This is a genomic window from Pseudoalteromonas sp. SR43-7 (assembly GCF_014163785.1).
GTDB classification, from domain to species: Bacteria; Pseudomonadota; Gammaproteobacteria; order Enterobacterales; family Alteromonadaceae; genus Pseudoalteromonas; species Pseudoalteromonas distincta.
In genome coordinates this window covers 1-13175 of the sequence record NZ_JACJDY010000041.1, presented here as the reverse complement: position 1 = coordinate 13175, position 13175 = coordinate 1, and the positions used below count along the sequence as shown (strand labels likewise).

At 38.3% G+C, this 13175-nt stretch carries 13 protein-coding genes and 2 tRNA genes; 9 read left to right on the top strand and 6 right to left on the bottom strand.

The genetic code is table 11. From position 1 onward, the window contains the following. Positions 1-162 precede the first annotated feature (162 nt). On the bottom strand, positions 163-1689 hold the full coding sequence (locus H5087_RS19720) for a fumarate hydratase (protein WP_007375888.1): 1527 nt from the start codon (positions 1687-1689) through the stop codon (positions 163-165). Positions 1690-1844: 155 nt separating this feature from the next. Between H5087_RS19720 and pabB the strand changes: the two genes are divergently transcribed. From pabB to H5087_RS19705, 3 genes are all read left to right on the top strand, one after another. Continuing rightward, complete coding sequence (pabB, locus tag H5087_RS19715; protein ID WP_182673117.1) at positions 1845-3203, top strand: aminodeoxychorismate synthase component I; 1359 nt, start codon at positions 1845-1847, stop codon at positions 3201-3203. 6 nt (positions 3204-3209) lie between these two features. Beyond that, positions 3210-3785, top strand: a complete 576-nt coding sequence (locus H5087_RS19710) for a CoA pyrophosphatase (protein ID WP_182673116.1) — start codon at positions 3210-3212, stop codon at positions 3783-3785. A gap of 103 nt (positions 3786-3888) precedes the next feature. Beyond that, complete coding sequence (locus H5087_RS19705; protein ID WP_024603668.1) at positions 3889-5265, top strand: L-serine ammonia-lyase; 1377 nt, start codon at positions 3889-3891, stop codon at positions 5263-5265. Between the two features lie 76 nt (positions 5266-5341). Here the strand turns inward: H5087_RS19705 and cysB are convergent, their stop codons facing one another. Beyond that, complete coding sequence (gene cysB / locus H5087_RS19700; RefSeq protein WP_002961670.1) at positions 5342-6319, bottom strand: HTH-type transcriptional regulator CysB; 978 nt, start codon at positions 6317-6319, stop codon at positions 5342-5344. Positions 6320-6643: 324 nt separating this feature from the next. On the opposite strand from cysB, the gene H5087_RS19695 reads away from it, so the two are divergent. Continuing rightward, a complete protein-coding gene (locus tag H5087_RS19695) occupies positions 6644-7402 on the top strand; it encodes a hypothetical protein (protein ID WP_182673115.1) in 759 nt (252 codons plus the stop codon). Positions 7403-7475: 73 nt separating this feature from the next. On the opposite strand, the gene H5087_RS19690 is transcribed toward H5087_RS19695, so the two are convergent. Further along, positions 7476-8768 (bottom strand): NCS2 family permease, encoded by a 1293-nt coding sequence (locus H5087_RS19690; protein ID WP_002961426.1) that lies wholly within the window; start codon positions 8766-8768, stop codon positions 7476-7478. 118 nt (positions 8769-8886) lie between these two features. Between H5087_RS19690 and H5087_RS19685 the strand changes: the two genes are divergently transcribed. The 3 genes from H5087_RS19685 to H5087_RS19675 all read left to right on the top strand — a co-directional run bounded on the left by H5087_RS19685 (position 8887) and on the right by H5087_RS19675 (position 10602). After that, positions 8887-9351, top strand: coding sequence for a tetratricopeptide repeat protein (locus H5087_RS19685; protein WP_002961427.1), 465 nt, complete (start codon positions 8887-8889; stop codon positions 9349-9351). Between the two features lie 298 nt (positions 9352-9649). Beyond that, positions 9650-10084 (top strand): SulA-like leucine-rich domain-containing protein, encoded by a 435-nt coding sequence (locus tag H5087_RS19680; protein ID WP_002961428.1) that lies wholly within the window; start codon positions 9650-9652, stop codon positions 10082-10084. A gap of 38 nt (positions 10085-10122) precedes the next feature. Continuing rightward, on the top strand, positions 10123-10602 hold the full coding sequence (locus H5087_RS19675; RefSeq protein ID WP_182673114.1) for a YchJ family protein: 480 nt from the start codon (positions 10123-10125) through the stop codon (positions 10600-10602). Between the two features lie 74 nt (positions 10603-10676). Here the strand turns inward: H5087_RS19675 and H5087_RS19670 are convergent, their stop codons facing one another. From H5087_RS19670 to H5087_RS19660, 3 genes are all read right to left on the bottom strand, one after another. Beyond that, complete coding sequence (locus tag H5087_RS19670; protein WP_182673113.1) at positions 10677-11594, bottom strand: diguanylate cyclase; 918 nt, start codon at positions 11592-11594, stop codon at positions 10677-10679. Positions 11595-11787: 193 nt separating this feature from the next. Further along, positions 11788-12090: a DUF6172 family protein gene (locus H5087_RS19665; RefSeq protein WP_002961433.1), complete on the bottom strand. Its 303-nt coding sequence runs from the start codon at positions 12088-12090 to the stop codon at positions 11788-11790. A gap of 179 nt (positions 12091-12269) precedes the next feature. Continuing rightward, on the bottom strand, positions 12270-12797 hold the full coding sequence (locus H5087_RS19660; RefSeq protein ID WP_182673112.1) for a VC2046/SO_2500 family protein: 528 nt from the start codon (positions 12795-12797) through the stop codon (positions 12270-12272). 112 nt (positions 12798-12909) lie between these two features. Between H5087_RS19660 and H5087_RS19655 the strand changes: the two genes are divergently transcribed. Continuing rightward, a tRNA-Tyr gene (locus tag H5087_RS19655) sits at positions 12910-12994 on the top strand. Between the two features lie 49 nt (positions 12995-13043). Then, positions 13044-13128: transfer RNA gene (locus H5087_RS19650), tRNA-Tyr, on the top strand. Positions 13129-13175: the final 47 nt, after the last annotated feature.

Here is a 13175-nt window from a genome sequence, read left to right as displayed (position 1 = left end):
TTCAAGTGTTGCTTGCAGTGCTTGTTCTATATTCACAAAAAAATCCGTAGTTAGTTTCCTAACTACGGATTTTGCATGATCGTTTGGATCGGTCAACCGGTCATTTTCTTAACTGATCGGCATTAAGCACTAGGCTCGCTTTTTAAAAATACAAAACGTACGTTATTTTAGCTTGCTATCAAGCTCTTCAATTTTAGCTTTCCAGATAGCAGGGCCTTGTGTATGCGCATTGGCGCCTTCACTGTCTACTGCAACAGTCACTGGCATATCTTCTACTTCAAATTCGTAAATAGCTTCCATACCTAAATCTTCAAAAGCTACAACACGCGCTTTTTTAATCGCTTTAGATACTAAGTAAGCTGCGCCGCCTACAGCCATCAAATAAACAGATTTATGCTCTTTAATAGATTCAACCGTTGCAGGGCCACGTTCAGCTTTACCAATCATGCCTACAATGCCTGTTTTTTCTAGCATCATATCGGTAAATTTATCCATGCGAGTGGCTGTTGTAGGGCCAGCAGGACCTACTGCTTCATCGCGTACCGCATCCACAGGGCCTACGTAATAAATAAATTTATTATCAAAGTCTACGCCCTCAGGTAAACCTTCACCTGAGTTGATCATATCTTGCAAACGTTTATGCGCTGCATCACGACCTGTTAAAATAGTGCCCGAAAGTAAAACGGTTTCACCCATTTTCCATTCTTGAACATCTTTTTTAGTCAGTGTATTTAAATCAACACGACGTGTGCCTTCGCCCACTTCAAATGTTACTTGTGGCCAATCTTCTAGTTTAGGTGCTTTTAAATTAGCAGGGCCAGAACCGTCAAGCGTAAAATGTACATGGCGAGTTGCCGCACAATTTGGGATCATTACTACAGGTTTTGAAGCGGCATGCGTTGGTGCCGTTTTAATTTTAACATCAACAACCGTTGTTAAACCGCCTAAGCCTTGTGCGCCAATACCTAATTTATTAGCACGATCAAAAATTTCTAAACGCAGTTTTTCTTCTGTTGTCTCTGCGCCACGTTCCATTAGCTCATGGATATCAACCGGATCCATTAACGACTCTTTAGCCATTACTGCTGCTTTTTCAGCCGTACCACCAATACCTATACCTAGCATGCCTGGCGGACACCAACCAGCACCCATTGTTGGTAGTGTTTTTTCTACCCATGCAGCAACATCATCTGACGGGTTTAACATAACCATTTTACTTTTGTTTTCAGAGCCGCCGCCTTTAGCCGCAACCATTACTTCTACTTTTCCACCCGCTACTAAATCAATATGCACAACCGAAGGCGTATTATCTTTAGTATTTTTACGCGTACCAGCAGGGTCTGCAACAATAGATGCACGTAAAGGGTTATCTGGATTTAAATATGCACGACGAGTACCTTCATCAACCATTTGTTGAACGGTTAAATCTGTTTTATCCCACTTAACATCCATACCTACTTTAACAAAACAGGTAATAATACCGGTGTCTTGGCAAAGTGGACGCTTGCCTTCAGCCGACATGCGTGAGTTAATTAAAATTTGTGCAATGGCGTCTTTAGCCGCTTTACTTTGTTCTTTGTTGTACGCTTTTTCGAGTGCTTGAACAAAATCAAGTGGGTGATAGAACGAAATATATTGCAATGCATCTTCAATGCTATCAATAAAGTCTTGCTGACAAATTGTACTCATAGTGGTTCCTTAAGTTACCGTTACGCGTTGTCGCGTAATCTAAATCAAACCGGTGACGGTGGTTTGCACTGTTTTTTGCAGCTTAGTGCTGCCAAAAAATTTGACTTATGATACCCTCCCAGCCCGTTTCGAGCCAGTTCTTAAAGGGGCAGTAAATGCTAAACAATAAAAAAAATTGTATTAAATTAGGCATAACACAAAACTGCATTGACGTTTTTGCGCATTTTTCACATTTGCCTTACGCAATTCTATTAGATTCTGCAAATAGTAATCATATAAACAGCCGTTTTGATATTATTGCCATTGAGCCGCAAAGTACCCTTGAAGTAAAAAATAATAAAAGCTTTTTAAATAATATAGAAAGTAGTGATAACTGCTTTGAAATTATGAATAATGAGCTTTCGCATCTTGCTAAAACAAAAGCCGATTACGATTTACCCTTTAATGGCGGCTGGCTTGGCTACTTTGGCTACGACTTAGGGCGTACAATTGAAAACATCCCCACTCATGCTATTGAAGACATTAATCTTCCCCAAATGGCTATTGGCCTTTACTTAGATGCCCTTATTTACGACAAACAGCAACAAAGCTGGTTTTATGTATCGCAGCCAAACACCAATAGATTATCGCTTTATGAGCAATACTTAAATACACACGCTAACTCCCAAGTTAATACGCAGTCCTTTGCCCTAAACAGCGACTGGCAATCAAATATGAGCGAAACGGAATACGCTGCAAAGTTTGCCCAAATTGAGGAGTATCTAAAAAGTGGCGATTGTTACCAAATTAATTTAGCGCAGCGCTTTAACGCTCAGTTTGAAGGCTCCCCTTGGGCAGCTTATATTAAACTGCGTGAGGCAAATAAAGCGCCATTTTCGAGCTTTATAAATCACCCTCAAGGGGCAATTTTATCAATTTCCCCTGAGCGCTTTATATCTGTAAATAATAACGTTGTAGAAACCAAACCTATTAAAGGCACTCTGCCGCGAAAAGCGGATGCGCTGGAGGATCAACGCCAAGCCCAAATACTCGCAGCATCAGCTAAAGATCGCGCTGAAAACGTAATGATTGTTGATTTACTGCGTAACGACTTAGGCAAAGTGGCAAAACCTGGCAGCGTCCACGTCCCTTCCCTTTTTGCTATTGAAAGCTTTCCGGCAGTGCATCATTTAGTAAGCACGGTAACCTCAGAACTTGATGAAGGCAAAACAGCAGTCGATCAGTTAAAAGCGGCTTTTCCGGGAGGCTCAATCACCGGTGCGCCCAAAATTAGAGCAATGGAAATAATTGAAGAATTAGAACCACATCGCCGCAGCATTTATTGTGGTTCAATTGGTTATTTAAGTGCGTGTGGAAACATGGACACCAGTATCACTATTCGCACCTTGGTGTGCCACAAAGCGCAAATTTACTGCTGGGCAGGTGGCGGAATAGTAGCTGATTCTAAAGTCGAATTGGAATATCAAGAAACTTACGATAAAGTAAATAAAATCCTCCCTTTATTAAAACAGTAGGTCGCTTTGAATAGTGAACACATTATGGCGCGGTTTCTGTTAAGCCCTACAGCTGCGCCAAATCAGTTAAAAGACACACGTAAAAAACGTGCTAGCGCTGTTATGCTGCCAATTATTGATATAGATAACCATGCACATATTTTACTGTGTAAACGCCCTACTTATTTACACCATCACCCTGGGGAGATTTGTTTGCCCGGAGGTAAGTTTGAAGTAAGCGACATTACCCTTCGCACCACAGCCCTTCGCGAGCTAAAAGAAGAGCTAAATATTGCCCAAAGCAACGTTAATGTATTAGGTCACTTACCTGAGTATTCAACCTTAACGGGTTTTAGTATTAGCCCCTATGTAGGTTTACTCAAAAAAGACACCACCTGGGAAAATGACTATAATGAAGTACAATCGAGCTTTTTGCTCTCTGTCACTGAGTTAAATAACGAAGCTAACTGGCAACCCTTACCTTTTCAACGATTTGGGAAAACGGTTATTTTGCTAGGTTTTAAAACGCCGCATGGTTTACTTTGGGGTGCGACTGCAAGCATTATAAAAAACTTTACAAAACAACTCGCCTTACCAGTTTAAATCTTCGTTATTAGTAGTTACACAATCACAATTCCACGTTATCATGCTCGACCGTTCAAAGAGCAGCTTCGTGCTGATAAAACAAAGTAGAGACACACACATTATGATCAGTGCATTTGATATGTTTAGCATTGGTATTGGCCCTTCGTCATCACACACCGTTGGCCCAATGCGCGCATCACGCTTATTTGTTAATGACCTACAAGAACAACAATTATTAGCAAATGTTACCGATATTAAAGTAGAGCTTTATGGCTCTTTGGGTCAAACAGGTGTTGGCCATGGTTCGGGTAAAGCCGTAATTCTTGGTTTAGCCGGTTATGACCCTGAAACTATAGATGCCGATTTAGTCGACGACATTTTAGCGACAATCGAAAAAGATCAGGTTATTTATTTAAACAAAACACACAAAGCTAAGTTTCCAAAACAAGGCGCTATTGTTTTTCATCGTCGCAAAACGCTGCCTAAGCACTCTAATGCAATGGAAATTATCGCCTCAAACAACGGCGAAAAAGTTTACAGCAAAGTATATTACTCTATTGGCGGTGGCTTTATTGTCACTGATGAAGAGTTTGAAAACGAAAAACAAGCAGCCCTTGATATTAGAGAAGAAAACCCAGCTCCTTTCCCTTTCAGTAGCGCAAAAGAGCTACTAGAGATGTGTAAAGAGTCAGGGCTTAGTGTTTCAAGCTTAATGATGAAGAACGAAAAAACACTACGCACTGAAGATGAAATAAAAGACACGCTGTTTCATATCTGGAAAGTAATGATGGCCTGTATTGACCGTGGTATGCGTACCGAAGGTATTTTACCTGGCGGCTTAAAAGTAAAGCGCCGAGCGCCTAGCTTATACTTAAAACTAAATATAGAGGTCAGTAACGACCCACTTCGTGCAATGGACTGGGTTGATTTATTTGCCCTTGCCGTAAACGAAGAAAATGCGGCAGGTGGCCGTGTAGTTACCGCACCAACTAATGGTGCTGCGGGTATTTTACCGGCTGTGCTTATGTACTATCACACATTTGTGAAAGAAGTAGACCGCGATATAGCCACACGTTATTTATTAACGGCTGCTGCTATTGGTATTTTATATAAAAAGAATGCCTCTATATCGGGTGCTGAAGTAGGTTGCCAAGGTGAAGTTGGCGTTGCGTGCTCTATGGCTGCAGGCGCATTAACAGAAATTGTTGGTGGCAATGTTGTGCAAGTAGAGAACGCAGCAGAAATTGGTATGGAACATAATTTAGGCCTCACGTGCGACCCTGTTGGTGGCTTAGTACAAGTACCGTGTATTGAACGTAATGCAATGGGCGCGATTAAAGCAATTAATGCCTCACGTTTAGCTATTCGTGGCAGTGGCGAGCAAAAGGTATCACTTGATAAAGTGATTAAAACCATGCTTGAAACCGGCAACGACATGAAAACCAAATACAAAGAAACCGCTCGCGGTGGATTAGCAGTTAATATTATCGAATGTTAATCAGCTCGCTATAAAGAGAAAAAGCTGCCTATTTTAAAATAGGCAGCTTTTTTATTGTTCGTTCAATGCAATCACCTTATTTAACGGGTAACTCTATATCTGCAAATAACTTATCTACGTCATCTTGGTTACGTAACAAGCTTGCTCGCTCTACGCGCTCTTTAGTTAAGTGCGGTGCAAAACGTTCAATAAAATCATACATGTAAGTACGTAAAAAGCTGCCCTTTCTAAAACCAATTTTGGTCGTGCTTGCTTCAAATAAGTGGCTTGCATCAATACACACTAAATCGGTATCGCTCACTTGATCTATCGCCATTGAAGCGACAACACCAACTCCTAAACCCAGTCGTACGTATGTTTTTATAACATCAGCATCGGTTGCAGTAAATACAATGTGTGGCTCAAGTCCGTGTGCGCTAAATGCTTTATCTAACTCTGAGCGGCCCGTAAAACCAAATACATATGTAATGAGTGGATATTGGGCAATGTCAGCAACAGTTAAACTATTTGCCTTTTTAGCGAGCGGATGGTCTTTAGCAACAACAATACTGCGATTCCAATGATAACAAGGCAACATAACTAAATCTGAATACAAATGCAGTGCTTCTGTTGCAATAGCAAAGTCGGCATCACCGCGTGCTGCAGCATCCGATATTTGCTGTGGAGTACCTTGGTGCATATGAAGCGATACCGCAGGGTATTTTTTCATAAACCCTTGAATAACGTTAGGCAAAGCATAACGGGCTTGGGTATGTGTTGTGGCAATATTTAACTTACCTTGATCAGGTAACGTATGCTCATTAGCAACGGCTTTAATACCTTCTACTTTGGAGAGTATTTCACGAGAAATATTAATTATATCTTCGCCAGCACCGGTTACATGCGTTAAATGTTTACCACTGCGACCAAAAATTTGTACACCCAACTCATCTTCTAACATGCGTACTTGTTTAGAAATTCCTGGCTGCGAGGTAAATAAACTCTCAGCAGTCGCTGAAACATTTAATTTATGATTTTGTACTTCTACGATGTATCTGAGTTGTTGTAATTTCATGGCTGCAAATTTTAACGTTATTATTCATATTATTTATAAAGGCAATACCGCTTAAAACCAAGTGTTATTTACGTAAAATATCACTTTAGGTCTTTAGGTGTGCAATTATCTGATTAGAGCTCAAGGCTAGCATAATAAATATGCTTGAGGTAGCGATGTTTATTCAGCTTTAGTTTATAAGCCCTTAGGGTGACTACGGTTTATAAAGAGCTCAACCTATCAATTTTTGGGTGTATTTTTTAAGTTAATCGGCGCAAAGCTACCCTGTTAACGTATATTTAATGTAAGATTAAATAATTAGGTTATATATCCGAGAATTACACCATGATCGTTTCTATTATAATAGTGCTTATAGTTGCATTGATTGTGATTGCACTTTGGGTAAGTGCTGTACAACAACACAAAGAAAAACAAGAGGCAGAACGCCGCAAAGAGCTTACAAAACAAAAAGCTATAATAGAAGAAACAGAAGAAGCGCTAATGAATAGTGCTAACATACCCCTGTCTGAGAATCTAATTCGTACGTTACAACGCCGTATTTACGAAGCTTTAAATACAATGGTTAATAACTCGCAAACATCTAAAGCACTTAAAAGCCGCTTAAGTGAAGCGAAAACGCACTTATCTAATCCCGTTCAAGATAATAGCAGTGAAGCTTTAACGCTACCGAGTAATGACAAGCAACTTGTAGGCTTAATTCAGGGCATTAAAAAATTACGCTCAATTTTACGCTCTGAACACAGTAAAGGTCGTATTGACAGCCAAGTTTTTGTTTTAGAAGATAAACGTCTTGAAAAACTACAACTGCGTATTAATATTGAAAGCCAAATAAAACGTGGCTTATCTGCCCGCTCAGCAAGTATGGTTGGCTCTGCAAGACAGTATTTTGAAAAAGCACAGGCAACGCTCAATGCAGTTACATACACCGATGAATATGTAACAACAAAACGCCAAGAAGTTGAAGGTTACTTAGAAGCAATTAGTGTTGAACTAAGAGCTTCTAATGCAAGCGCACTTAAAAAGAAAACAGAAGAAGAGCAAGACGACTTAGATATATTGTTTGCTCCTAAAAAGAAATGGTAATTCTTTTATAAAAGTATTAAAAAAGCCTGCACAAATTAAATTTATGCAGGCTTTTTTGTCTATTTGTTAGTTATTAAGACAAAAATGCAAACTTGAAAACAAACAAGGCTGTTAATATCCAAACACTAATACTGATTTGATCTTGCTTACCACACAAAACTTTAACCGCCGTATAAGATATAAAACCAAGTGCAATACCGTGCGCAATCGAAAACGTTAATGGTGTCATTAGTAATACTACAGTAACAGGAATTGCATCGGTCATATCATCCCAATTTACAAACTTTAAATTTTGTAGCATCAGTACAGCGACATATAAAATAGCACCTGCCGTAGCATAAGCCGGTACCATTTGTGCAAGCGGTGCAAAAAACATCATTAGTAAAAAGCAAATACCTACAACTACAGCCGTTAAGCCAGTACGTCCGCCAACAGATACACCAGCAACCGATTCTATATACGATGTAGTCGTAGACGTGCCTAGCATCGCACCTGCAATTGTTGCTGAGCTGTCAGCACTTAGTGCGCGTCCTAAACGAGGCATGTTACCTTTTTCATCAGCTAAACCAGCTTTTTGAGTGACCGCAACTAATGTACCTGAAGTATCAAAAAGATCGACAAACAAGAATGCAAAAATAACACTCATCATTGATATATCAAAAGCGGCGGCAAAATCTAGTTGCATAAAAGTAGGCATTATTGATGGTGGCATAGCCATAACACCGTGATATTCAACTAGCCCTAAACTCAGTGCAATGCCTGTCACTAATAAAATACTAATAAGTACACCGCTTTTAAAATCGCGGTATAAAAGCGCTGCAATTACAAAAAAGCTTAATATAGCTAATAATGGGCCTGGGGAAGTAATGTCCCCCAATTGCACTAGTGTTGCTGGGCTTGAGACAATAATGCCTGCATTTTTAAGGGCAATTAAGGCTAAAAAAGCACCTATACCTGTTGCGATAGCTCGCTTGAGCACCAGAGGTATGGCATTAATAATCCATTCTCTGACTTTAAATAAGCTTAAAAATAAAAATATACAACCCGACATAAAAACAGCCCCTAATGCGGCTTGCCAGGTATAACCCATTCCTAATACGACGCCATACGTAAAAAAGGCATTTAGTCCCATGCCAGGCGCTAATGCTAATGGATAATTAGCCCATAAACCCATTATAAAACAGCCTATCGCAGCTGCTATACAGGTAGCTACAAATGCAGCCCCTTGGTCCATCCCTGCCTCAGCAAGCATAGCCGGGTTTACAAATACAATGTATACCATAGTAATAAAGGTAGTTAGGCCAGCAACGCATTCGCGTTTAACTGTTGAATTATTTTCGCTGAGTTTAAATAAGGCTTCAAACATAATAAACTTGTGATAGTAAAAAGTGGCGAGATTTTAACATAAAAATTATCTTTTACAGGACATTTTACCTTGCTATATACTAAACTGTTAAAGTAGTTAAAATAATAAATGAACCAATATGCTTAAAACAACACCTTGTGAGCAAGACTTAGAGCAACAGCTAGACAACATTTTAGGTTTTGTTACTCAACCAGAAAGCAGCCCCGCGCCCATTGATAATAAAAAAGATGAGCAAAGTACTATTAATAAAGCCCTATATTATTTAAAAAATAATCAAGCTCCATTGGCTGCAAAATGGATGCGCCTTGCTGCAATGGCAGGAAACCATAGAGCACAGTTTTATTTAGGTTTATTTTTTGTAAAAGGTGAAGGCGTGCCACAAAGTGTATTTCATGCTGTAGCGTGGTTGAGCTTAGCGAGTAGCCAAGGGTATGCACCTGCCACTGCAGCGGTTACAGATATACGCAAACATATCGAAACTAAGCGATTTAAAGATGCTCAATGTTATGCAGCAAGTTTGTACGAACAAATTCACCAACTCCAGTTTTCTCATATGATCCCTCGCACGAGTGAAAACACATAAACCAACTAAGTTATAAGTACTGTATAAAGTGTTGAAAAATACTGTATATAGTTACAAAGATACTCCTACACAGTATAAAACCCACAAATTAAAACATTACTCAAAAATTTATTTTTGAAATACCTTCTCAAAAACAAGCCTATAACAAGTTGATTAATAAAGAATTATAGATTTAAAAATAAAAAACAATGATCAAAGGCTGAATAACTGTACAAATAAATAGCATAAAATGCTTGCACGAAAGCACTGTATAAACTACTGTATATGAATACTGTATAAAAACCCAGTGAGTGAAATTATGTTACAGCCTATTACCGTGCGAACAGTTAAAAGTTACCAACAAGACGAGCAAAGCGATTGCGTAAATTTGATCCAAATTGAAGATGAAATTTCAGCGACCTTTGAGCTTTTAAAAGTATTACACCAATACAATAGCTCTAATGCATGGACGTTATTAATTGCGCCAGATCATGTACCTAGCAAAGCTTTACTTGACTCATGCTCTATTGATACAAGTAAATTACTTGTTATTAGACAGAAGCACCTAGTAAATCTAGAGTATGTATTAAATTCTGCGTTACATAATGGAAACTTTGCAGCGGTAATCACCTGGACCGATATAGTTAATAACCAACTACTTACAAATCTATCGTTCGATTTAAGTAAAACGAATACAAAACTATACTGTTTTACTAAAAACGCACAAACAACAGAGATACCACTCGCTCAATAAGCTTGTTAAACTAATGTTTTAGACTTTGTATTATTATTATGACTTCACTCAATGCCATACTATGTTTTTGCAGCAGTGGGCACAATTATGCCGATTGCTGCGAGCCGCTTCACTTATCTGTAAAGCAAGCTGACACTCCTGAACAACTTATGCGCTCACGATTCAGCGCTTATGTTATTAAAAATGCAAAATATGTTTATCAAACCTACGCAAAAGAAAAACAAGCTGAGAATCCGATTAAAGAAATCAATGATTTTGCTAACAGCTGTCGATTTATAAATCTTGATTTAATTGACTCAAGCCATGATGGCGATACTGGAACTGTAGAATTTAAAGCCCAATATTTTTATCAAAACTTATTTTGTGAGCTTCATGAAAAATCGCAGTTTATTAAAGAAAACACTCAATGGCGTTATTTAGATGGCACTATATATCCTGTTGAAGATATTAAAGTAGGCAGAAATGATAACTGCCCATGCGGTAGCAATAACAAATACAAAAAATGTCATAGCATGTAATAAATAATCTTATTTAATATTTATCACCTAAAAGGTGTTTTTAAGTGGCAGAGTGATTTATTAGCTAACTAAACTTAAAAACACACTTTGTTACGCCCTTGCATTTTAGACTCATACATTTTTTCATATGCGATCTGCAAGGTGTTTTTGTTATTTACGTATGGTTGTAGGGTTGCACCACCAATACTAATAGTCACAAAATCATATTCTGAATATTTGTGTAATATTCCTAAATCGGCCACATTTTGTTTAATTTTATCAGCAACACAAATTGCACCTTCAGTGCTTGTATGCGGTAGAACAACTACAAACTCTTCGCCGCCGTAACGCGCAACAAAGTCGGTTGGCCTTTGCAAACTATTAGTAATAGTTTGTGCTACTAGGTTTAACACCGTATCCCCCTGCACATGACCATAGATATCATTGTATTGCTTAAAGTAATCTATATCGATGAGTAATAGTGCATAGTCGACTTTTTCTCGTAAGGCGCTTCGTTCCATTTTAGAAAAATGCGCATCAAAATAACGACGATTGAATACCTTTGTTAAATCATCTAGAAATACTTTTTGATTGAGTAAGTCATGTTGAAGTTTCATCGTGATATGGGCGCGCACTCTTCTATATAAAGTTTCCGAGTTAGTTGGTTTCTTTATAAAATCTACAGCCCCTGCTTCCCAGCACTCTTCTTCTTGATTTTCAGATGAGGTTACAAAAATAACGGGGATATCTTGTGTTTCAGATATATTTTTTAATTTTAGACATGTTTCAATACCACTCATTCCTTCCATATTAATATCGAGTAGTATTATATCTGGCGGATTATGTTTACAAATTTCAATCGCATCCTCACCACAGCTTGTTGTTGTTACACTAAAGTGCTCTGATAATATTTTTTTTAATACAATTAAGCTTAATAGCTGATCATCAACGACAAGTACCTTAGAGCTCTTTAAGCTTAATTTCAATTGGTGGTCAGAGTAATTTATAGGCATGGTACAACTGTTTTGTTTTTTTAATTAAACACACCCTATATCACTATATTTTGTTATGCAAATGTTAATAAAATAAAATTCTACTTATTAGTTACTAATAAAAATGATTTATGGTGAATCTCTAATGCATAAAAACAAAAAATGAGCCACTTGGGCTCATTTTAAAACTTCGAATACTTAATTTAGTTAAGTATTATTCGTCATCATCTAAATCTAATTGCTGACGTTGAGCAGGTCGAGCTAAAATCTCTACGTAGAAAGAGGTCAAACCTTGCTTTTCAATTTCGCCAATTTGGTTACTTAATTCAGCAACGTGCACAACTTGCGCATCTTCAGCTGTGTTACCAAACTTACAGTCAAATGCCCAATAGTCAGCATCTTCAGGTAGCGTTTTATTACGCTCTCTTTTCAAATATTTTTTCACTTCGTGCTTTGCAGCATCAACCATACGAGGGTATTTGATTTTCTCGTGATTTAGCGTGAATGTTTTCTTCATTACGTTCCTAATTACCTTGGTTTAATGATAATGGCATTTCATGTCATACCATTTGACGCCATTATAGCAATTGCATTTAATTTTTGGATGCTTTTTTTTCATTAAATCAATTATTAGCAAATATATAAAGCAGACCCGTTATAAAGCATATATTAACTGATGATTATTACAATCATATATCACACCGCAATAAGCTGAAGTGGTTGATGTATTGCATCATTATTAAGGCTGTCGTAAAAAGCAGCTGCATCTATAAGAGGATTCGCAAGTTGTGTTTGTTCGCTTTTAATTCTTCTTCTGACAGCAAGCTCACAGTTATCTATTATATTAAGTGGAATATGCTTATCATCATTTCTAATCGCAAGTGGTTCAGGGCTTAAGCATTGCCTTAACTTAATACTTGTCATACCACAGCGCTCCCCTTCTTGAGATATTAATGAGGCATTAAACTGTCCAACCAACATATTGTATTCATCAGGGGCTAAAAGTTGCTTTGGACCTGCGCCAAATTGCTTTCTTAATGCCTCTTCTTCTATAACTAAATTATCTATTTCAGTTTTTGGTAAATGAAATTGGCTAAAGTCGAGTGCGTCATGTGACAGCATCGCTAATAGTAGAGAAAATTCGCCACGGCGATTTTCATGCACACTATTATTGAGCCTACTGTTTAACTGACTCTCTGTGATTAACAAATCATCTATTTGCATAGTCTTTAGTCGATTGTGGTAACTGATAGATATTTATCGGCTTTATTTCAATTTTCTTTAGCTTTTTTCTTTACTTAAATACGCAATTTGCTATTATCAGCGCCGTTGCATTGGAGGGGTTCCCGAGCGGCCAAAGGGATCAGACTGTAAATCTGACGGCTCAGCCTTCGCTGGTTCGAATCCAGCTCCCTCCACCACTTTTCTTACCGCTAAGTTAAGTGGGGCCAAATGCAATAAAATTAGTGTGGAGGGGTTCCCGAGCGGCCAAAGGGATCAGACTGTAAATCTGACGGCTCAGCCTTCGCTGGTTCGAATCCAGCTCCCTCCACCACTTCTCTACTATTCCTATATTCCTATATTCCTATATTCCTATATTCC